This window comes from Pseudomonas sp. AK-TSAG1-1, from assembly GCF_056821665.1.
In genome coordinates this window covers 3,517,098-3,537,861 of record NZ_CM165965.1, presented here as the reverse complement: position 1 = coordinate 3,537,861, position 20,764 = coordinate 3,517,098, and the positions used below count along the sequence as shown (strand labels likewise).

The following is a 20,764-nucleotide window of genomic DNA, read 5'->3' as shown; positions in this document are numbered from 1 at the left end:
CTCGCTCCTACAGGGGGTGTGCGTCTACCTGTGGGAGCCAGCCTGCTCGCGATGACGGTTGTCAGGTGCCATCAAGCGTGCGCCGGACCTTGTCCAGCAGTTCGCTGATCTGGAATGGCTTGACCAGCATTTCCATGCCGCTGCCCAGAAACACCTGGCGATTGATCGCGGTTTCGGCGTAACCGGTCATGAACAGAATCGGCAAACCATCACGCCAGCCCCGCGCCACGTCTGCCAGCTCGCGCCCACTCATGCGTGGCAGGCCGACATCGGTCAGCAGCAGGTTGATCGTCGGATCATTCTGCAAACGTTCCAGCGCAGTTTCGATATCCGCCGCCTGGGTGCAACGATAACCCGCGTCCTCCAGCACCTCGGTGACAAACATGCGCACCGACGGCATGTCCTCGACAATCAGCACATGCTCACCGGCGCCTTGCGGGTCAACAACCGGCGGTGCGACATCAACCCCCGTCGGATCGCTGCTGGCCGGCAGCATGATGGTCACTTCCGTACCGCGCCGTGCGACGCTGCGGATATGTGCATCGCCACCGGACTGACGAGCGAAGCCGTAGATCGTCGACAACCCCAGCCCGGTCCCTTGGCCCAAGGGTTTGGTGGTGAAGAACGGATCGAATACCTTGTCGATCACGTTGTGCTCGATGCCGGTGCCGTCGTCGCGTACCGACAGTGCGACATACGCACCGTCAGCCAGGTTCGGATCGCCATGGGAGTACGCCGCGTAGGTGTTGACCCAGATATTGCCGCCCTTGGGCAATGCGTCCCGGGCATTGATCACCAGGTTCAGTACCGCGCTTTCCAGTTGCACCGGGTCGACCAACGCAATCGCCGGCTTGTTGGTCAGTTCGAGTTTGAGGGTAATGCGCTCACCGATGGTGCGTACCAGTAATTCTTCCAGCGAGCGCACATGCTCGTTGATGTCCACCGGCCGCGTATCCAGCGGCTGCTGACGGGCGAAGGCCAGCAGGCGATGGGTGAGGGCGGCCGCACTCATGGCTGAATTCAACGCCGCTTCGGCGTAGAACTGCACCTTGTCCGGCCGCGCATCGGCCATGCGTTTCTGAATCAGTTCGAGACTGGTGATGATGCCGGTCAGCAGGTTGTTGAAGTCGTGGGCAATGCCGCCGGTGAGCTTGCCCAGCGCGTCCATCTTCTGCACTTGCAGCAGCTGCGACTCGGCGCGCACGCGTTCGGCGACTTCCTTGGCCAGTTGCGTGGTGGTGTCGTCCAGCCGGGCCAGGTGCGAGCGCTCGCGGTGGCGGTGTTCGGTGACGTCTTCGACGAACACCAGGCTTGACTGCGGCGTGCGATACGGTGAAATCTGCCACTCGGTTTCGCGGATCTCACCCTGCACGCGCATGTTCAGCGTGCCTTTCCAGCGCTCGCCATCGACCAGACGCAAGCGCAGCTCGTTGAGGATCGCGCCCTGGTTGTCGTCAAAGCATTCGCTGAGGGTTTCCGGGGTCCGGTTGTCCTGGATCAGCTGCGCGAAGGCGTGGTTGCACTCATGCACTTTGAGGTTGGCATCCAGCACTGCGATCGGCGCCGAGACGTTGACGAAAATCTCGCGGAAACGTGCCTCGCTCTCACGCAGCGCATTTTCCGTGTCGCGCACGCGCAGCAGGGTGCGCAGCGTCGCCAGCAGTACGTCCGCGTCCACCGGGTGTATCAGGTAGGCGTCGGCACCGGCGTCGAGACCCGTGATGATGTCCCCGGTCTGGATCGAGGCGGCAGACACGTGAATCACCGGCAACAACGCGGTGCGTACGTCGGCGCGCAGAATGCGCACGATGTCGAAACCGCTCATGTCCGGCAGATTGACGTCGAGAATCAGCGCATCAAGCAGTTCGCTCTCGATCAGCGCCAGGCCCTCGCTGCCGGTGCCGGCCTCCAGCACTTCGTAGCCATGGCGCTCCAAGCGCCGGCGCAAGGCGTAGCGGGTGGCAACGTTGTCGTCGACGATCAACAGACGGATGTCACGTTTCATCGACGTTCTCCAGGGCGAGCGCCAGTGGAATGATCACGAAAAAGGTCGAGCCGACCCCGGGTGTACTGTCCATCCCGACTTCGCCACCGAGCAGCGCAGCAAAGCGCTTGCACAGCGACAGGCCGAGACCGGTGCCGCGCAGGCGTTTCTGCAACGGCGAGTCAACCTGGGAGAAGTCCTCGAACAATGCGCCATGTAGCTCTGGCGCGATACCGATTCCGGTGTCGCTGACGGCGAAGCGCACGCGATCCAGCCCCTCCAAGCGCGCCGAGATTCGCACTTCGCCTCGGGTTGTGAACTTCAGCGAGTTGGAAATGAAGTTGCGCAGGATCTGCGCGAGTTTTTTGTCGTCGGTGTACAGGCGCGGCAGGCCGACCGGCTCTTCGAAGATCAGGTCCACCGCCGACGCATCGACGATTGGCCGGAACATGCCGCGCAGCGCGGAAAACAGGTCGAACATGTCGAACCACGCTGGGGAGATGGTGATCCGCCCGGCTTCGATTTTCGCCAGATCGAGCAAATCATCGACCATGTCGCTGAGTTCGCGGGCGGCGTTGCTGACGAACGCCACCTGTTTGTGTTGCTCGGGACTCAGCGGGCCGTCGAGCTCATCAGCCAGCAGGCTGTTGATGCTCAGGATCGAACCCAGCGGGGTGCGGAATTCGTGGCTCATGTACGACAGAAAGCGGCTTTTCAGGTCCGAAGCCTGCCTCAGCTCTTCCGCCTGGGTGTCGAGTTCGGCGTAGAGCGCAAGCACACCCTGGTTGGTCTCGTCGAGCTCCTCGCGCAGGGCTGCAGTCTCGCTCTGCAACTGGGCGATCAGTGCGGCCTGCTCGGCGGGATTGATTGTTGGCGACTCAGCCATGGACGGCCTCCAGGGCAACGACCAGCACCGTTACATCGTCGCGCCCGCGACAGAAGTCGCGGTGCAGGACGCTGGCTATCACGGCGGGATGGCGGTGCACCAGACCGGGGTAGTCTTGAAGATTCCAACGGGACTGCAAGCCGTCGCTGTACATGATCAATAGATGTCCGTTCACGTGAGCATAGTCAAAGGGCTGGGCTTTTCGGTATTGGCCGCCGACGATGCCCGGGTGCGAGGCCAGGCCCCGCGATTTGTCGGGGGCGATCAGGCTGGCGCCGATGTTGCCGACGCCGGTAAAGGTCAGGCCGTCGCGAGCAGCATGGAACTGCGCAAAGGCTGCCGCGCCGCCGCGGGTGCCGATCATGTCGCGGTGCATATCCTCCATCAGCAGCACCGGACTGGCGAACGGGGTCCGGGCGAAGGCCCGTTCGCCCGCCCTGGCCGCGCGTTCGGCATCCTCGCCGTGGCCGAGACCGTCGATCAGCAGTGCACTGACGTTGGCGCCGTTGTACGCCAGATGCCAGGTGTCACCGCAGGCCGGATCGTTGTGCAACGAGTGCTGGCTGACGCCGTAACGCAAGTCGGGCTGCCGGTCGCCACGTGGGTACAAACGCGCCAGCAGCACCGCGCCACGGGCATCGGCGTGCACGTCGAACACTTCGGTCTGGCGTGCCACGGCGCCAAGACCGATGCCTTGGGTACCGCCGGTGGAAAAACCATCGGTGAGGCAGGCGTCCAGGTCGAAACCCTGAGCACGATCGACCGCGAGCATCTCGATGCCAGACCCGTTGGCCCGTGGCAACAGCCGCAGGTGAAATTCGCCGCGACTGGCGTGCTTGAGTACGTTGCTCGCCAGCTCGGTGGCGACCAGTGCCACGCGTCCGGCATCGGTCTCATCGAAACCCTGTTGCTCGGCAAGCCGTTGCGCAGTACGCCGTGCGTGGCCGATCTGGCTGCTGTCTTCAATCAGCAAGACCTGGGTCAGCGACCCGCTGATATTCATGTCCATCGGGTAATCGTTATACGAGTGCCCTTGCCGGGCTCGGTGTCCAGTTCAAATTCATCGACCAGTCGCTTGGCGCCGGTCAGCCCCAGCCCCAGGCCGCTGCCGGAGGTCCAGCCGTCGGTCATCGCCAGTTTGAGGTCGGCGATGCCCGGGCCTTCGTCGCGGAAGGTCAGGCGCAGGCCGGTCTTGCTGTTCTCGTCGAGGATCTGCCAGTCCATGTCGCCGCCACCGCCATAGACCATGGTGTTGCGCGCCAGCTCGCTGACGGCGGTCACCAGTTTGGTCAGGTCGATCAGGCGCATGCCGCATTCGGTGGCCAGTTTGCGCGCCGTCTGCCGGGCGAGCACCACGTCCTGCTCGATGTTGATCGGTTGAGTACCGCTACTGCGCACGGTCATTGTTGGCGTACTCGTTCCTGCAGCAGTTTCATCCCGCGCTCGACGTTCAGCGCGGTACTGACGCCCGGCAGCGTCAGGCCAAGCTCGACCAGGGTGATCGCCACCGCCGGTTGCATGCCCACCAGCATGGTTTCGGCGTCCATGATTTTCGACAGGCCGGAGATGGTGCCGATCATCCGGCCGATGAACGAATCGACCATGTCCAGCGCCGAGATGTCGATCAACACCCCGCGCGCCGATGTCTTGCTGATGCGCTCGGACAAATCGTCCTGCAGGGTCAGGGCCAATTGGTCATGCATGTCGACCTGGATGGTGACGAGCAGAAAATCGCCCATTTGTAGGATCGGGATACGTTCCATCGGCTCAGACCGCTTTGCCGAGGCTGATGCCCAGGCGGGTGAGGGCGAGCTTCAGTGCATCAGCCAGGTTGGCTTTGGTCACCACGCCTTGCAGGTCGAGACCCAGGTGCACGATGGTCTGGGCAATTTGCGGACGCACGCCGCTGATGATGCAGTCCGCACCCATCAGGCGAATCGCGGTGACGGTTTTCAGCAGATGCTGAGCGACCAATGTGTCGACGGTCGGCACGCCTGTGATGTCGATAATGGCGATTTCCGAACCGGTGTCGACGATGCGTTGCAGCAGCGACTCCATGACCACTTGGGTGCGTTGCGAATCGAGGGTGCCGATCATCGGCAGTGCGAGTACGCCATCCCACAGCTTGACCACTGGGGTGGAGAGTTCCAGCAGTTCTTCCTGCTGGCGCTTGATTACCGCCTCACGGGATTTCTGGAAGGTGCGAATGGTGTGCATGCCGAACGCGTCGAGCAGTTCGGAGATTTCCCAGAGCTGTTCGGCGAGTAGTGCCGGTTGCTCGCGGTAATGATTTTGCAGCAGGGCAAACAGGGGGCCCTTGAGGGAAAAAATGAAGCTGGCGGTCTGTTGCGAATCCTGCCCGAGCAGGGCGCGGCTGTGGGACAGTTTTTCGAGGAATTGACGTGTGGTTTCCCAACCCGCTGCGTTGATGTTGGTGCTGTTGTCGTTTTCCAGACCATTGACCACCAGTTGCAGAAATTCTGCGGTCTGCTGCTGCACGTCATGGTCTTTGAGGTTGCGGGTGGCACCTATGGCTTCCAGGCCGTTGATCCATTCGCTCAGCAGTTGTGGTTGTTTGTTCTTCATCGCATCGAGTGTGCTGTTCTGCAGTGCTGCCATGTGCCTGTTGCTCCGTAACGAATCAGGGGCCGGTTCTGCAAAAAATGACCGGCGTGAAGTCAGTGACCTTTGGCGTTCGAAATAGTTGTTCGTGGCCAAAAGGATATTTTTGATCTGGCGCAAGGAGCGCCCGAATAACTCTAGTCGGCATGGCTGCAGTTCGCGTTTTTTTGCGGGCGCAGCTTTGGCCTGGCAATAAAAAAGCCGCATCCGAGGGATGCGGCTTTGCGGGGGCGGGCGGCAGGTTTATTTGCTGGGGTGTTTGGCCTGCAGCTCTTTGGCAGCGGCCAGGTGTTTTTCCAGCGCCGGGAGCATTTTCTGCGCAAAGGCTTTCAGCTCCGTGGCGCCTTTGACCTGGTCGTCGGTGACGGTGTTGGCTTCTTTCTTGAACAGTTCGATGGTTTCTTCGTGGGCCTTGACCTGGTTGTTGGCGTAGGCTGCATCGAAGGACTCATCGCGCATGTCGAGGATCTTTTCCTTGGCCTGCTTGACCAGGGTGGTGGTGTCCGGGACCTTGATGTCATTGGCCTTGGCAATGCCGGCCAGCTCATCGTTGGCCTTGCCGTGATCGCTGATCATCATGTTGGCGAATGCCTTGATGTCGGCCGACTGGCTTTTTTCCAGGGCGAGGCGACTGGTCTCGATCTCCGAGATGCCACCGGCTGCAGCGTTGTCGACGAAATTGTTCGAGGTGGCGGCGAAGGCACTGCCCATGCCGCTGCTCAAAGCGACAGCCAACACGAGATGACGCAGGTTGAATCCGTCCATTGGTGTTTCTCCACGCAGGTTTTTGTTGACGTTACTCAATGGAGGGAACGGAGCGGGCAAAGGTTTGATCGCGTTTACGACAGGGCGACGAACGGCCACCGCTGGTCTGACAGGTGGTCGACAGAACGGCTCAACCAAGGCCATTCTGATACTGGCTGACGCAATCGGTCGCGTCGGCTGCCGATCAACTGACGGAGGTGTTCCATGCCGGTGACCCATGACCTGTATCAGGACTTGAAACTTACGAAGGAAGAGATCCAGCCAAAACGCACCGAGGATCCATTTCTGGACGCACTGATCAACAAGTATTCCCAGGCGGACGCCGAAGTAGTCAAGGCCGAGACGGCGACCTCGGATGCGCCCAGCGATGACACATTGAAGAAACTCAAAGAAAAACGCCTGCAGGTCAAAGACAAGATCGTTGCGCAGTTGCAGGCTCGATCCTGACCGTCAGTCGCGCCGCCGCCTCTGGGGGGTGAAACGACGGGAACGACGACCACGAACGGCACCTCGAATGTTCAGAGTCTTCATTTAGCGACTCTTTGCGAGGTGCCTTATGAACCAACCCAGATTCCCCAGTGAAGAGCAGGGCGCATTCGACCCGGTTCCAACACATCCGGAGCCCAACAGCCCGGCGCACACAACGACCGTGCCTGAAGAGCCGGACAAGGATCTTCCAGAAGACGAAGACCCCGACAAGTTCGACAGATCCGGCAACTGACACACCGCCTTCGCGAGCAGGCTCGCTCCCACAGGGCCCAGTGGCGTTAACAAGATTTGCAGACAACCCACTAACTTGTGGGAGCGAGCCTGCTCGCGAAGAGCCCGGCACATCCAGCATTTTTTTCGCCTGGACCACCGATTTCGCGATCAAGCCCGCTCCCACAGGGTCCAGTGGCGTTAACAAGATTTGCAGACAACCCACTAACTTGTGGGAGCGAGCCTGCTCGCGAAGAGCCCGGCACATCCAGCATTTTTTTCGCCTGGACCACCGCTTTCGCGAGCAAGCCCGCTCCCACAGGGCCCAGTGGCGTTAACAAGATTTGCAGACAACCCACTAACTTGTGGGAGCGGGCTTGCTCGCGAAGAGGCCAACCCGGTCGAGATCATCATCGCCTGACACAGCGCTTTCGCGAGCAAGCTCGCTCGCACCTTTGCCAAGTATTACTTCAGCGCCTCAGCCAACGGCAACCGCGCCATGTGCGAAGCCTTCAGCGACCCCAGGTACAACCAGTCCCCATACTCGCGCGCCGTGGTGATCGGCGAGTAATTGCCGCTGCTGGCGTCCTGCAGGTTGGCGATCACCTTGCCCTGCAGATCCAGCCCCAGCACGAACCCGCGTTTCTCTACTGGCTTGGGCAGCACGGTGAGTGCCCGCACGATCATCTTGCGCACCAGCGGATACCCGGCGGTGCCATCGAGCAAGGCATTGCGCGGCGCATAGAGCGCGACCCAGAAGCGGTTGCTGCCATTGAAGGCGAGGTTGTCCGGCAGGCCCGGCAGGTTGTCGATGAACAGGTCGTGAGTCCCCGCCTTGGGGCCGCTCAGCCAGTAACGGCTGATGCGATAGGCGCCGGTTTCATTGACCAGCACATAGGCGTCATCCGGGCCGAGGGTCACGCCGTTGGCGAATTCCAGCTTGTCGAGCAGCACGCTGGTCTTGCCAGTCTGAAAGTCGTAACGCAGCAAACGCCCATCGCCACCGTGTTCGATGATTGCCTCACCGTCATGACCATAGCCCCAGCGACTGCTGGCATCGCTGAAGTAGGCGTAATGCCCGGCCTTGTCGATGGCCACATCGTCGGTGAAGCCGAACGGCAGGCCGTTGGCCTCAGTGGTCAGGGCAATCAGCCGGCCTTGGGCGTCGAGTGACAGCAAGCCCTTGACCCCGTCGGCGATCACCAGCAAGCCGTTGGGATGCCGCGCCAGGCCCAGAGGACGGCCGCCGGTGTCGCTGAGGACTTGGCGCGACTTGCCATCGAGGCTGGTGCGGATCAGCCGTCCGTCATGCAGGCCGGTGATCAGGAAATCGCCTTCCAGCAGCAGGGCTTCCGGGCCATCGATGTCGCCGGGGCCGACCTGTTCGGCGGCTTTGAGCCGCTGGTTTTCGGCGTATGGCCCCTCGCTCAGTGAGGGTGCCGCTGGCGGCTTCCAGGCCACCGGCTGAACCTTGGTTGGCATCAACAGCACAAAGGCGATGACGAGGATGACCAGCAGCAACAGCAGTCGCTTCATGAATGATGCCCCGTCAGCGCCAGGTGCTTGAGTGCCATGTCGCGCAGGGCCTGCATCGACGTAGCCGATTCGCGCTCGATGCGCCGCTTCAACAGCAATAGATTGGCAACGCGCATGCCTAATCCGTCGAACCGATAATCCAGGGTGCGCACAAACCGCGTGCCGGCGGCTTCGGCGGTGCATTCGTAGGTCAGCAGCAGCGATAAACCGTGATCGCCCCGCGCCCGTGCGCACCAGCGCCGGCCGGGCAGGTATTCGCTGACTTCCCAGCTCAAGTGACCGGCGCGCCCGCCGGCATGGATGTCTTCTTCAAAGCGCGCCCCGGCATGCAACGGGCCTTGCGGGCCGTCGATTTTCAGCGACGACGGGTGCCATTCGGGCCAGTGATGGACGCTGGCGGCGTAACGAAGCACGGCGATCGGCTCGCCAGCGATGTCGATTTGATGCTGCATGCGGGTCATGGGCGGTCTCGAATAACGCAGCGGGGCGGGTTGCGGCTCCCAGTACAGGGTGCCGAACAGGTAATCCATCAACGGCAACACGATGTTGAAATTGCGCTCCTGCATGCGCTCGCGGCGGTGATGCAGTTCATGCAGATGACGCATCTGGCGGATCCACGGCAGGCGGGTCAGCGGATTATTCGGCGGCAGATGCTCGCAGGCGTGAAACACCTCGTAGGTCAGGTAGCCCAGCACCATGCAGCCGCCGAACAGCCCGGCGACATTGGCGTTGACCTGTGCAAACAGCCACCACAACGGCAGCGTGATGATCAGCGTATGCACCACGATCAGCCAGGCCGGAAACAGGATCACTCGCCAGTCGCGGGCGCCGTCATAGGTCATGTGCCCGGGCGTGAAAAAGCTGTGGTGGTCACCGGCATGCCGCGCATAAAACAGTTTGGCGAACGTTTTTTTGTGATGGCCGAGATGGCGATGGACCATGTACACGCCAAAGTTGAAGAACAGCAGGGTCAGCGGCACGGTCAGCCATTCCAGCGCTCGTACCTGCTGTACGCTGCTCCAGAACGCGCCAATCGCCAGTACGCCGAACAGCAGCACGAAGGCGCCGTGCAGCCACGGGTTGTACAGCGGATGGATGGCCGCACGGTAGCGGCTGCGGAATGCCTCGGTGGTCTGCCTCAATGCGTTCACCTGTGGGTATTGTTGTTATACCCGGCAGATTAGCCGATCCGGCTGCTTGTGCAGGCCGGACCTTGAGGTCAGTTGCGCCATGCTCCGGTGTAAAGCGGCCGATTCAGCTCAACGGGTTCCAGCGCTGCGACCAGTCGTCATCGGTCTCGATCACCTGACGCAGCAGATCGAAGGCCTGCTGCAGCGCGGCTGAGTCGCGTTCGCGGGCGTACACCAGATAGGTCGGGTAGCCGAATTCCGGGGCCTTGGTCACCGCTTCCAGCGCACCGCTTTCCAGATAGCTGCGCACTACGCGGGTGCGGAAGTAGCCGCTGCCACCGTGTTCGAGGATGTATTGCAGGGCCAGCGGGCCGAGGTTGAAGCTCAGCGCCGCCTTGGCTTTGTCCGGCAGGGCGGCGTCGTGCTGCCGGCGAAAGTCCGGCCCCCAGTCGATGTAGACGTAGGGATCCGGGCGATTCGGGGCACGTACCAGAATGAGTTTTTCCTCCAACACCTGCTCGACTTGCAGGCCGGGCCAGTATTCCGGCTGATAGACCAGTGCGGCATCGAGCACGCCGAGTTCGAGTTGGCGCAGCAGGTTTTCGCCGTCGCGGATTTCCATGCGCAGCGCATGCCCGGGGATTTTCGCGCGCAGTTCAGCCGCCCAACTGAGCATCAACGGGTTGCACAGGCTGACTTCGCCGCCGATGTGCAGCACATTGTGATAACCGTCCAGCAGCGGCAGGTCACGCCGCGCTGCCTCCCAGGTTTGCACCAGTTGGTTGGCGTAAACCACGAAGGCCTCGCCGTTGGCCGTCAACTTCGCGCCGGCGCGGTTGCGCACGAACAGCGTACTGCCCAGTTGGCTTTCGAGCTTCTGCACCCGGGCGGTGATCGCTGTTTGCGTGACGAACAGTTTCTGCGCCGCGGCGGCCAGGCTGCCGTGGCGGACGATTTCCAGAAAGGTGCGGGCGAGGTCGATGTCCATGGGCGGGCCGGTGTCTGAGGTGCAGGCATTGTAAGTGCCGGCTCGACACCGCGTCATCGTTCATCGCGAGCAGGCTCACTCCTACAGGGAGCTGCGGTGGCCATGGAATTTATGACCGACACAACCCCCTGTAGGAGTGAGCCTGCTCGCGATGGCGGTCTGTCTGTCAAACCAACATTGACTGACCCATCGCTTTCGCGAGCAAGCCCGGCTCCCACAGGGATCGGTGGTGGCCATGGATTTTGTGACCGACACAAACCCCTATAGGAGTGAGCCTGCTCGCGATGGCGGTCTGTCTGTCAAACCAACATTGACTGACCCACCGCTTTCGCGGGCAAGCCCGGCTCCCACAGGGATCGGTGGTGGCCATGGATTTTGTGACCGACACAGCCCTCCTGTAGGAGTGTGCCTGCTCGCGATGGCGGTCTGCCTGTCAAACCAACATTGACTGACCCACCGCTTTCGCGAGCAAGCCCGGCTCCCACAGGGATCGCTGGTGGACATGGATTTTGTGAGCGATGCAGAAACCTGTGGGAGCCGGGCTTGCCCGCGAAGAGGCCCGCCCGGTCACCGCATCATCAACCCGCCAATTCGACCTTGCGCACTCGCGCCCAGTCCGCCACCAATCGCGCCGGGGTGCCGCAGGCTTTGCGCTTGTAAACGAAATGACTGCACTTCTCGGCGAACTGGTTGCGGTTGTAGAGCATGTCTTCCTGCATTTCCTGCAGCTCGCTTTCCCGGCATTGCTCGATCAGCACCTGATCAGCGCGCAACTTGCGTTCACGCACGGCGGCATAGGTCGGATCGGTCAGCGCCGCGTTGGCCCGTTGCAGCAGCCACAGCGAGAACTCGTCCGGGCAGCGCGGGCCGATTTCCTGGACCATGCCCAGTTGCAGCGCCTGCGTGGCGCTGACCGGCAGACAGGCCTGGGTCAGTTGTTCGGCCATCGTCGGGCCGACCGCGCGGGGCAGGCTGTAGGTCCAGTATTCCGAGCCATACAGGCCCATGCTCTTGTAGTGCGGATTGAGCACGATGTCAGCCCGGGCAAACACAATGTCTGCCGCCAGTGCCAGCATCACGCCGCCGGCCCCGGCATTGCCGGTCACGCCACTGACCACCAGTTGCGGTGCGCTGAGCAGTTCGGCGCATACATCGTCGATCGCCTGAATATTCGCCCAGGCCTCGGCGCCCGGGTCCTGCGCGGCCTGAATCACGTTCAGGTGCACACCGTTGGAAAAGCTGCCGCGCCCGCCTTTGATCAACAGCACCCGGGTGTCACGGGACTTGGCCCAGCGCAGCGCCTCGACCATACGCTGACACTGTTCGGTGCTCATCGCGCCGTTGTAGAACTCGAAGGTCAGCTCACCGACGTGCCCGGACTCGCGGTAGCGGATTGGCTGATACGCCTCCTCGTTGAACGGCTGGTTGGCGATCGACCAGTCGAGGGTTGGCACACCGGCCAACTGCCCCGCCAGCACGTGCCGTGCCGGTTGTTTGAATGTTTCTTCGCCTGGCAATGGTTTGCGCCGCAGCGAGCCGATCCACAGGCTGTGGTCACCGGTAGCGACGAGCACCGCGTCGTCATGCACCGCGAGGATCTTGCCGGGAATGCCGGTGCGCTGATCAAGGTGCGCGTCGTACACGTAATACTGCCCGCCGGCCAGACTCGCCAGTACCCCGGGCTGGCCGTCGGCGGCGTCGATGCAGCGTTTGATGAAGCGCGAGCAGTCGTGCCAACTGAAGGTGCGATCGTCCTGCTTCATGTTCGGTTGCAAGCGGCCACGGACTTTCGGGTCGGCGTAATCCAGCGCGACCGGAGTGAAGCCGTCGATGAATTTCTCGACCACTTCGCGAATGCACAGACTGGCCGCATCGCTGACGCGACCGTTGTACAGCTCGGACTTGCGCAAACCCGACGGCAGGTTGAATTCGCAGGTGGCCCAGACCGGGCCGGCGTCCATTTCTTCCACCGCTTGCAGGGCGGTCACGCCCCAACGGGTCAGCTCGTTGCTGATCGCCCAGTCCAGCGCACTGGCACCACGATCGCCGACGATGCCCGGGTGGATGATCACCACCGGACGTCGCGCATTGCTCCAGAGTGCGTGCGGCACGCGGTCCTTGAGAAACGGGCAGATCACCAGATCGGCGCCGCTGTGTTCGATCTGTTCGCACACCGATGCTTCGTCGGTGAACACCACGACGCTGGGTGAATGCCCGGCCTGACGCAGTTCCAGCCAGGCGCGTTGGGTCAGGCCGTTGAATGCCGAGGACAGCAGAATAATCTTCAGTGATCGCATGGTTTTCTTCCTTGAAGGGACAGCCGCGGGCTCTCGGTGAGCCGTCCTTGGCTTTCGATGGAGCGCGCAGATTAGTGAGTGCTTCATGGCGTCCCACTGACCGGGGTCAACGTTGTGTCAGTCAATATTTTTGCGGCGACGGCGCGTCTTATTCTTAATAGTTTGATTATCCTGATTTTTAATTACTTCAAATGTAAGCAGTGCTATTGCACAGTCGCCCCTGATTCAGAGCCGGACGATCCCGGCAGAACGATGGTTTTTCGCAGCGGGTGGGACCCGTTTCAGGGAGCAAGGCATGGGTGATGTTCAGAACCCGCATTACCGGATGATTGGGCAAATGTTCCAAAAGGACTATCGCTGGCTGTGCGCTGCCGTTGGCCGCACGCTGGGTTGCCCACACAGTGCACAAGACATCGCATCGGAAACGTTTCTTCGGGTGTTGGCCCTGCCGGACCCGACCGCCATTCGTGAACCAAGGGCACTGTTGACCACCATCGCCCGGCGCCTGGTCTATGAGGGCTGGCGCCGCCAGGACCTCGAACGCGCCTATCTGGAAAGCCTGGCGCTGGCGCCCGAACCGGTGCATCCATCGCCGGAAGAACGGGCGCTGGTGATCGAGGCGCTGCTGGCGGTCGATCGCTTGCTCAACGGTTTGTCGGCCAAGGCCAAGGCCGCGTTTCTCTATCATCAACTGGACGGATTGACCTACAGCGAAATCGGCGAACGCCTCGGCGTTTCAACCAGCCGCGTGCAGCAATACATGGTTGAGGCTTTCAAGCGTTGCTATCAGGCGATGCAGACATGAGGCCGGACGAAGCGGTGATCGATGAGGCGGCGCAATGGATGGCGCTGTTGCAGTCCGGCGAAGCCAGCGCCGGTGAATGCGCGGCGTTCGAGGCATGGCGAGCGGCTGACCCACAGCATCAGCGGATCATCGAACAAATGGGCGGCGGCCTTAGCCTGTTGCGCCATCCGACCCTTCGCGGGTTGCCGCGCAACAGTCTGCTGCACAGCCTGAATGCGCCATCGAGCCGGCGACGTTTTCTCAGCGGCAGCCTGAGTGTGCTCGGCGTCGCTGTGTTGGCCGGGTTGCTCGGACGTCGTTACGGCTGGCTGCCGGAGGCCGGGGAACTGGCGACTGGCACCGGTGAACGACGCAGTTTCACTCTGGAGGATGGCAGTGCGCTGAGTCTGAATGCGCGGACGCGGGTGGTGGCGCAATTCGATCCGCAGCAGCGCCTGTTGGCGTTGCGCAGTGGCGAGTTGCTGGTGGACGTGGCCAAGGATCCTTCGCGACCGTTTGTGGTCGCGACCGAACACGGCCGGATGCGTGCGCTCGGAACGAAATTTCTCGTGCAACAGAGCGATGATTTTACCCGGCTGGTGATGCTGCATTCACAGGTTGAAGTGGTCACGGCTGGCGGTGTGCGGCAAGTGGTGGAGGCGGGGGAGAGTCTGTCGTTCAACGCGCAGGGCATTCTGGCTCTGGAACGCAGCAACGGTCAGGAAGGCGCCTGGGTGCAAGGTCGCCTGGAAGTGCGTGACCGGCCGCTGAGTGAAGTGATCGACAGCCTGCGCCGCTACCGCCGGGGCATCCTGCACCTGAGTCCCGAGGTGGCCGATTTGCGCCTGAGCGGCCTTTATCCGCTCGACGACAGTGACCGCACCCTGCAACTGCTGGAGCGTTCGCTGCCGATCCGCGTTACCTGGCACAACCCGTACTGGGTCAGCATCGGCGCGCGGTTATAGCCTCATAACTTCTTGGCCTAATCGCCGCCCTATAAAAAGCGCCGGCCCGCTGCTCATTCCCTGCAGACGCCTTCAACAGGGAAGCCCCTCGATGCTCTCACTCAAACAACAATTACCTTGCCTGACCCTCGCCGCCGCATTGGCGTTGGGGCTTGGGCCGATCGCGGTTTACGCGCAGGATTCTGCGACCCAGGTTTTCACTTTCGACATTGCCAGCGGGCCGCTCGATGAGGTGCTGCTGGACATTTCGCGCCAGACCGGCGTCCCCATTTCCTTCAGCCAGAACCTGGTGCAAGGCAAGCGCAGCAGTGCGGTGCGCGGTGCGTTGGGCGGACGCCAGGCGGTGGAGAAAGCGCTGCTCGGCAGCGGCCTGCAAGTCGAGCAAAGCGCTCAAGGCCTGAGCGTGCGCGAAGGCGAGGCGCGCACGCCGGTAGCGGCGAAAGTCAGCGCCGTGGCACCGGCCACCAGTGCCGATTACCGCATGGAAAAAGTCACCGTCACCGGCTCGCGAATCGCCCGGGCGCAGAGCGATGGCGCGACCCCGGTCAACGTCATCACCCATGAAGAGATGGAAGCGCGCGGCTACAAGAACGTCTACGACGCGTTGGCCACACAAACGCAAAACACCGGCATGACCCAAGGCGAGGATTACGGCAACACCTGGCAACCGGCGGCCAGCGCGATCAACCTGCGCGGCCTCGGGCCCAACCACACACTGGTGTTGATCAACGGCCGGCGCGTTGCCGATTACCCGACGCCGTACGACGGCAAGGTCAACTTCACCAACCTGGCGAACATTCCATCGGCGGTCATCGACCGTATCGAAATCCTCAGCAGCGGGGCCTCGGCGATCTACGGTTCGGACGCGATTGCCGGGGTGGTCAACATCATCCTCAAGAAGCAGATCAATGGCATCGACGTCAATCTCAAGGGCGGCACCAGCGAGCGCGGCGGTGGCGACAACCAGCGTCTGCAAATCAGCGGTGGCGGCAGTTGGGGCGATTTTGACGGCTTGTTCGGCGTGGAACTGACCAACCGCGATCCGATCTGGGCCGACGACCGTGGCTTCATGCAGAGCGGGCCTCTGGCGGACGTCGGCTACCGCCGCGACCTGAGCAACAACCGCTACCTCGGCCCCGGTTGCGGCGCTTATCAAGGCACCTTCGACAACAAGCTGCTGAACAACGCTGGCCGCTGCCGCACCGATCAGATGTACAACGATTACTGGACCATTCAAACGCAAAAGGAAAACTACGACGGCTACACCCGCGGTACCTGGCACTTCAGTGACAGCGGCCAGGTGTTTGCCGACCTGATGTATGGACTCGATCACATCCAGAACAACACGCGGGGTCCGACCTTCACCTCGCCGGATTTCATCAACCAGAACAGCGGCAATCTGGAGCGCTGGTATCGGCGTTATGGCGAAGAGGAAATCGGTGGTCGCACCAGCAACAACAGCAAGTGGACCGACACGTCATGGACCGGCACCCTCGGCCTCTCGGACAAGATTGCCGACACCGGCTGGCGTTACGATCTGGCGGCCAACCGCTCGGAATACCGCAGCGTCAGAACCACGCGCTACACGCCGCTGGCCTCGATTCAGGACTTCTACCTCGGCCCGCAACTGGGCACGCGTGACGGATACCCGGTGTTCGCCCCCGATGCTTCACGCCTCGACCGGCCGCTGACGCCTCAGGAATGGGAGCAGTTTCGCAGTAACCTGACCCAGCGCAGCAAGTCGGTCTCGACCAGTTATAACGCTTCGATCAACGGCGATCTGTTTGACTTGCCGGCCGGCCCGGTGGGGTTTGCCGGCGTGCTGGAGGCGGGCAAACAGGAATATCGCGTCGACCCGGATGACGGCCTGAATGACGGCACATTCTATGGTGTGAGCCCGGCGCAAAGTTCCGGTGGTTCGCGCAAGCGTTATGCCGCCGGTGGCGAGTTCAGCATTCCGGTGACCGACACCGTGCTGGCAACAGCCGCTGGGCGTTGGGATCAATACAAGTTCAGCGATCGCAGCGAACAGCAGAAGACCTACAACCTGGGCCTGGAATGGCGCCCGATCAGCAGCCTGTTGCTGCGTGGCAGCTATGGCACCAGTTTCCGTGCACCGGATTTGAACTACATCTACCAATCCGACAGCAACGGCTACTACCCGGCGCAAATCGATTATTACGGTTGCAGCCAGGGTGTGCAGGGCGCGTGTGATCGCGGGCGGGTCGATTACACCCAGAGTGGCACGCCAGACCTTGAGTCCGAGCGCGGCAAATCCTGGACCTACGGTTTTGTCTGGTCGCCGTCGCGCAATTTCGATTTCTCCACGGATTTCTGGCGAGTCGAGATCGACGACCTGCTGACCACCGTCGACGAAAACCGTCTGTTGCAGCAAGAGAACGAATGCCGCAACGGCACCCAGGACATCAACTCGGCCAACTGCCAATCCACCCTGGCGCGCATCGACCGCAACCCGGGTAATGCCGCCATCGACCCCAACCAGTTGCAACGGGTGCGGGTCAACGCGATCAACGCCGCCAGCGAGCGGGTCAGCGGCCTGGACTTCAAGAGCAACATCCGCTGGGGCGCGGGCCAGTACGGCGCCTTCAGTTCGGCGCTGGGCTATACGCTGGTGCTGTCGCATTTCTACAAGGAGTCGGACGAGGCACCGACCCAGGACTTGCGCACTTCGCGCACCAACTACGACTGGCGCAGCAAGGTCAACGCCAGCCTGACCTGGGATTATCAGAAGGCCACGGCGACGCTGATGGGCATTCGCTACGGCTCGGTCACCAACGGCGCGGGTGACGGGCGGCTGTCGCCATGGACGGTGTTCAACGCCAGTGCACGCTACAAGCTCAATGAGCGCGCCAGCGTCGGGTTGACGGTGAACAACGTACTCAACCAGATCAAGCACGATGACTCGGCCGGCTGGCCGTATTACCCGACCGGCAACTACGACCCCTACGGGCGGCAGTGGTGGCTGGATGTGAGTTATCACTTCGGTAGTTGAGCGCGCAGTTAACGTATTACCGGCAAGTCTGTCAGAACCGTACGGCGACTGCTGAAGGAAGGAAAAGCGGTACGGCTTTAACCGATGCGGAGCGTCGTCGCTTACCGGTACACGTTGGTGCTGGAGATGGCAGCTCGCGCCTTGGGGGGCAGTCTCGGGCCGAGGATACGCGGTTGCTGAGGGACATCGCATTGGCTTGATGTGTCCTTGCCATTTTTTTGCATAACCTCATCACCCATCGGTCTAAACCGGCCTCTATAAAACACTCCTGTCCATTGCACATCCCTGCATAAACCAAAACGCAGGGATGGCTGTTCATGATCCATTTTTCACCCGTTAGATCCCGTTTGAGCCTGGCCTTGCTGCTGGCGATCAATAGTTTGCCGACAGTCGCTGCCGACGAGCCCACTACTCAGTTGCAACGCGTCGAGGTCACCGGCACGGCGATTCGCCGGGTCGATGCTGAAACGGCAGTGCCGGTCACTATCCTGCGAGTTGAAGAACTGCGCGAGCAGGGGGTGAGCACCACGGAAGAACTGGTGAGCCGGATTTCCGCCAACCAGTCCTCGGTCGGCTCCGGTCGTTCGGTGGGTTCGAGCAGCGGCGGGGCGTCGTATGCCGATTTGCGTGGCATCGGCCCGAACAAAACCCTGGTGCTGCTCAACGGACGGCGGCTGAGCAACAACGCAACCAATGCGATCAATGGTTCCGGCGTTGACCTGAATACCATTCCGTTCGCCGCCATCGACCGCGTGGAGGTCCTGCGTGACGGCGCGTCGGCGTTGTACGGGACCGATGCGATTGGTGGGGTGATCAACTTCATCACCAAGACCAGCCTCACCGAAGGCCAACTGAGTACCAACTACGACACACCAACCCATGCCGGCGGCGGTGAAAGCCGTAATTTCAGCGGCAGCTGGGGCTTCGGTGATTTGCAGGATGACCGCTTCAACGTGTTCGGTGTGGTCAGTTATGACAAGCAGCAACGGCTGGCCGCCGAAGATCGCGGCTACACCTACAACTATCAGCCCGGGCGTGGCCTCGATTACACCTCCGGCACCGCATCGCCGGCCAACTGGAGCCAGGGCAGCAACGCCACCAACCCATTGGCCGGTTCCGGTTGCAACGCGCCCGGCCTGCTGTCGCGCAATGGCATCTGCCGCCAGAGCCTGTGGAACTATCTCGATCTGGTGCCGGAAACCGAAAAGACCTCGGCGTTCGCCAAAGCCACCGGCAAGCTCTCGGACGATCACAACGTCAGCCTCGAATACTTCTGGGCACGCAACGAAAACCGTACGCAGATCGGTCCCGGTACGCTGATGGGCAACCAGGTCAACCCCGGCACGACGTTCTATCCCGGTAACGGCATTACTCCAGGCCCCAACGGTTTTGTCCTCGACCCGACGCAACCGGTGGATGTGAACTGGCGCGAAACCGCGGTCGGCGCTCGCCAACATGAAGACGACAATACCGGCCAGCGTTTGCTGTTGAGCTTCGACGGCAACGTGGTTGGCTGGGATTACAACGTCGGCGCGTCGTACAACCAGAACAAAGTGGTCAATGCCATCGAGGCTGGCTACGTCAACGACCACGCTGTGAGCGCCGGAATTGCCAGCGGCATCATCAACCCGTTTGGCGCGCAGACGGCTGCCGGGCAGGCGTTGCTGGCAGCCAACGCGGTGGATGGCGATTACTCGACGGCGGTCGGGCGGGTCAAGGCGATTGACGGGCGAGTCAGCCGCGAGATTGGCGACTGGTTCGGTGCCGGCCCGTCGGCACTGGCGCTGGGCGGCGAGTATCGCAAGGAGGATTTCCATCAGGACTTCGCGCAGTTCGCCGCCGATGTGCAAAGCCTGGGTGTCGATCCGAATGCCAGTGTTGCCGGCGATCGCAGCGTCTCGGCGCAATACGCCGAGGTCAACGTGCCGGTGCTCGACAGCCTCGAATTGTCCGCCGCCGTGCGGCATGACAAGTACAGCGATTTCGGTAGCACCACCAACCCGAAATATTCGTTCCGCTTCCAGCCATTCAAGGAACTGGTGGTGCGTGGCGCATACAGCGAAGGTTTCCGCGCGCCGTCGCTGTATGAGTTGTACAACCCAAATTTCACCACCTTCACTGTCGCCAACTACAACGATCCACGGCTGTGCGCCGGTGGCAACCCGAGCAACGGCGGAATCGCCAACCGCGACTGCGCCCAGCAGTTCTACAGTCGCACTGGCGGTAACACTGACCTCAGCCCGGAAACCGCGCGTAACGTCACCCTCGGTTTCGTCTATCAGCCGTTCGAGCGCCTGACTACCGGGCTGGATTTCTGGTGGATCAACATTGCCAATCAGATCGCCGAATTCCCGGAGTCGGCGGTGTTCGAGAACCCCGAACTGTACCCGGATCGCCTGATCCGCAAGCCTGACGGCTCCATCGATCACATCGTCACTGGCCTGGCCAACCTCGGCAAGATCAAGACCAACGGCGTCGATGTCAGCTTCGATTACCGCTTGCCGAGCACTCCATATGGCAATTTCGGCATTGGCCTGCAAGGCACGTACGTCAGTCGTTACGAGTATCAACAGCAACTCAAGGGCGACTACATCGACAAGCTTGGCGATTTCCGCGGCGGCGATTTCGCCTCGGCCGGTGCCGTAGCCCGCTGGCGTCACAGCCTGACCGGCAGCTGGAATTACGGCCCTTACGGCGTTGCCCTGACCAACCGCTACACCAGCGGTTACCACGACTCCGACCGCGAGACTCACGATTACGTCGGCTCATACAACGTCTGGGACCTGGCTGGCACTTACACCTGGCGCAAGACCCTCAGCGTAACCCTCGGCGCGAAGAACCTGTTCGACCGCGAGCCACCGTTCAGCAACCAGACCTACACATTCCAGAGCGGCTACGACCCGAAATACGGCGATCCGTTTGGGCGGACGCTGTACACGCGGGTCAGTTACAAGTTCTGAATCCGCTCAGTGCGGGCGGATTTTAGTCACTTATTGATCTAAGTCCGCCCTATAAAAGTCGCCGACCTGTTGCACATCACAGGTAGGCAGGATGTTTGGTGACTGTGCCGACGCCTTCGCGAGTAAGCCCGCCAA

At 61.6% G+C, this 20,764-nt stretch carries 17 protein-coding genes; 6 read left to right on the top strand and 11 right to left on the bottom strand.

What is annotated here, in order from left to right; translation table 11 throughout:
* Positions 1-61: 61 nt before the first annotated feature.
* The 7 genes from AC1UK9_RS15590 to AC1UK9_RS15560 form a co-directional block, all read right to left on the bottom strand.
* Positions 62-2,005, bottom strand: coding sequence for a response regulator (locus AC1UK9_RS15590; RefSeq protein ID WP_025112571.1), 1,944 nt, complete (start codon positions 2,003-2,005; stop codon positions 62-64).
* Positions 1,995-2,870, bottom strand: a complete 876-nt coding sequence (locus AC1UK9_RS15585) for a sensor histidine kinase (protein WP_025112570.1) — start codon at positions 2,868-2,870, stop codon at positions 1,995-1,997. The genes AC1UK9_RS15590 and AC1UK9_RS15585 overlap by 11 nt, the downstream gene beginning before the upstream one ends.
* The gene (locus AC1UK9_RS15580) at positions 2,863-3,873 is read right to left on the bottom strand and encodes an ATP-binding protein (RefSeq protein ID WP_473016003.1); all 1,011 of its coding nucleotides are present in this window, start codon (positions 3,871-3,873) and stop codon (positions 2,863-2,865) included. Before AC1UK9_RS15580 ends, AC1UK9_RS15585 begins: the two co-directional genes overlap by 8 nt.
* Positions 3,870-4,274 carry an anti-sigma regulatory factor gene (locus tag AC1UK9_RS15575; protein WP_025112568.1) on the bottom strand — a complete coding sequence of 135 codons (405 nt, stop codon included), beginning with the start codon at positions 4,272-4,274 and terminating at the stop codon, positions 3,870-3,872. Before AC1UK9_RS15575 ends, AC1UK9_RS15580 begins: the two co-directional genes overlap by 4 nt.
* Positions 4,271-4,633, bottom strand: a complete 363-nt coding sequence (locus AC1UK9_RS15570) for an STAS domain-containing protein (protein ID WP_025112567.1) — start codon at positions 4,631-4,633, stop codon at positions 4,271-4,273. Before AC1UK9_RS15570 ends, AC1UK9_RS15575 begins: the two co-directional genes overlap by 4 nt.
* A gap of 4 nt (positions 4,634-4,637) precedes the next feature.
* Positions 4,638-5,489, bottom strand: coding sequence for an STAS domain-containing protein (locus AC1UK9_RS15565; RefSeq protein WP_025112566.1), 852 nt, complete (start codon positions 5,487-5,489; stop codon positions 4,638-4,640).
* 246 nt (positions 5,490-5,735) lie between these two features.
* A complete protein-coding gene (locus tag AC1UK9_RS15560; RefSeq protein WP_025112565.1) occupies positions 5,736-6,257 on the bottom strand; it encodes a DUF4142 domain-containing protein in 522 nt (173 codons plus the stop codon).
* Positions 6,258-6,461: 204 nt separating this feature from the next.
* On the opposite strand from AC1UK9_RS15560, the gene AC1UK9_RS15555 reads away from it, so the two are divergent.
* A complete protein-coding gene (locus tag AC1UK9_RS15555; RefSeq protein ID WP_482577896.1) occupies positions 6,462-6,704 on the top strand; it encodes a DUF465 domain-containing protein in 243 nt (80 codons plus the stop codon).
* A gap of 109 nt (positions 6,705-6,813) precedes the next feature.
* A complete protein-coding gene (locus AC1UK9_RS15550) occupies positions 6,814-6,978 on the top strand; it encodes a hypothetical protein (protein ID WP_177327365.1) in 165 nt (54 codons plus the stop codon).
* A 443-nt stretch (positions 6,979-7,421) separates the two neighbouring features.
* Here AC1UK9_RS15550 and AC1UK9_RS15545 read toward each other — a convergent pair whose 3' ends face one another.
* The 4 genes from AC1UK9_RS15545 to AC1UK9_RS15530 all read right to left on the bottom strand — a co-directional run bounded on the left by AC1UK9_RS15545 (position 7,422) and on the right by AC1UK9_RS15530 (position 12,907).
* Positions 7,422-8,492 carry an SMP-30/gluconolactonase/LRE family protein gene (locus AC1UK9_RS15545; protein ID WP_473015931.1) on the bottom strand — a complete coding sequence of 357 codons (1,071 nt, stop codon included), beginning with the start codon at positions 8,490-8,492 and terminating at the stop codon, positions 7,422-7,424.
* Positions 8,489-9,634, bottom strand: coding sequence for a sterol desaturase/SRPBCC family protein (locus AC1UK9_RS15540; protein WP_025112563.1), 1,146 nt, complete (start codon positions 9,632-9,634; stop codon positions 8,489-8,491). Before AC1UK9_RS15540 ends, AC1UK9_RS15545 begins: the two co-directional genes overlap by 4 nt.
* A gap of 112 nt (positions 9,635-9,746) precedes the next feature.
* The gene (locus tag AC1UK9_RS15535; protein WP_482577895.1) at positions 9,747-10,610 is read right to left on the bottom strand and encodes a LysR family transcriptional regulator; all 864 of its coding nucleotides are present in this window, start codon (positions 10,608-10,610) and stop codon (positions 9,747-9,749) included.
* A 578-nt stretch (positions 10,611-11,188) separates the two neighbouring features.
* Positions 11,189-12,907, bottom strand: a complete 1,719-nt coding sequence (locus tag AC1UK9_RS15530; protein ID WP_482577894.1) for a hydrogenase maturation protein — start codon at positions 12,905-12,907, stop codon at positions 11,189-11,191.
* Between the two features lie 295 nt (positions 12,908-13,202).
* Between AC1UK9_RS15530 and AC1UK9_RS15525 the strand changes: the two genes are divergently transcribed.
* The 4 genes from AC1UK9_RS15525 (at position 13,203) to AC1UK9_RS15510 (ending at position 20,629) form a co-directional block, all read left to right on the top strand.
* Positions 13,203-13,712, top strand: coding sequence for a sigma-70 family RNA polymerase sigma factor (locus AC1UK9_RS15525; RefSeq protein WP_482577893.1), 510 nt, complete (start codon positions 13,203-13,205; stop codon positions 13,710-13,712).
* Entirely contained in the window at positions 13,709-14,656 is a 948-nt protein-coding gene (locus tag AC1UK9_RS15520; RefSeq protein ID WP_482577892.1) for a FecR domain-containing protein, read from the top strand. Before AC1UK9_RS15525 ends, AC1UK9_RS15520 begins: the two co-directional genes overlap by 4 nt.
* A 91-nt stretch (positions 14,657-14,747) precedes the next feature.
* Positions 14,748-17,669 (top strand): TonB-dependent receptor, encoded by a 2,922-nt coding sequence (locus AC1UK9_RS15515; RefSeq protein WP_025112559.1) that lies wholly within the window; start codon positions 14,748-14,750, stop codon positions 17,667-17,669.
* 317 nt (positions 17,670-17,986) lie between these two features.
* On the top strand, positions 17,987-20,629 hold the full coding sequence (locus AC1UK9_RS15510; protein ID WP_482577890.1) for a TonB-dependent receptor: 2,643 nt from the start codon (positions 17,987-17,989) through the stop codon (positions 20,627-20,629).
* Positions 20,630-20,764: the final 135 nt, after the last annotated feature.

Coding starts and splice junctions, on each gene's coding strand:
- AC1UK9_RS15590 (WP_025112571.1), bottom strand. CDS start 2,005: ATGAAACGTGACATCCGTCTGTTGATCGTCGACGACAACGTTGCCACC.
- AC1UK9_RS15585 (WP_025112570.1), bottom strand. CDS start 2,870: ATGGCTGAGTCGCCAACAATCAATCCCGCCGAGCAGGCCGCACTGATC.
- AC1UK9_RS15580 (WP_473016003.1), bottom strand. CDS start 3,873: ATGAATATCAGCGGGTCGCTGACCCAGGTCTTGCTGATTGAAGACAGC.
- AC1UK9_RS15575 (WP_025112568.1), bottom strand. CDS start 4,274: ATGACCGTGCGCAGTAGCGGTACTCAACCGATCAACATCGAGCAGGAC.
- AC1UK9_RS15570 (WP_025112567.1), bottom strand. CDS start 4,633: ATGGAACGTATCCCGATCCTACAAATGGGCGATTTTCTGCTCGTCACC.
- AC1UK9_RS15565 (WP_025112566.1), bottom strand. CDS start 5,489: ATGGCAGCACTGCAGAACAGCACACTCGATGCGATGAAGAACAAACAA.
- AC1UK9_RS15560 (WP_025112565.1), bottom strand. CDS start 6,257: ATGGACGGATTCAACCTGCGTCATCTCGTGTTGGCTGTCGCTTTGAGC.
- AC1UK9_RS15555 (WP_482577896.1), top strand. CDS start 6,462: ATGCCGGTGACCCATGACCTGTATCAGGACTTGAAACTTACGAAGGAA.
- AC1UK9_RS15550 (WP_177327365.1), top strand. CDS start 6,814: ATGAACCAACCCAGATTCCCCAGTGAAGAGCAGGGCGCATTCGACCCG.
- AC1UK9_RS15545 (WP_473015931.1), bottom strand. CDS start 8,492: ATGAAGCGACTGCTGTTGCTGCTGGTCATCCTCGTCATCGCCTTTGTG.
- AC1UK9_RS15535 (WP_482577895.1), bottom strand. CDS start 10,610: ATGGACATCGACCTCGCCCGCACCTTTCTGGAAATCGTCCGCCACGGC.
- AC1UK9_RS15530 (WP_482577894.1), bottom strand. CDS start 12,907: ATGCGATCACTGAAGATTATTCTGCTGTCCTCGGCATTCAACGGCCTG.
- AC1UK9_RS15525 (WP_482577893.1), top strand. CDS start 13,203: ATGGGTGATGTTCAGAACCCGCATTACCGGATGATTGGGCAAATGTTC.
- AC1UK9_RS15520 (WP_482577892.1), top strand. CDS start 13,709: ATGAGGCCGGACGAAGCGGTGATCGATGAGGCGGCGCAATGGATGGCG.
- AC1UK9_RS15515 (WP_025112559.1), top strand. CDS start 14,748: ATGCTCTCACTCAAACAACAATTACCTTGCCTGACCCTCGCCGCCGCA.
- AC1UK9_RS15510 (WP_482577890.1), top strand. CDS start 17,987: ATGATCCATTTTTCACCCGTTAGATCCCGTTTGAGCCTGGCCTTGCTG.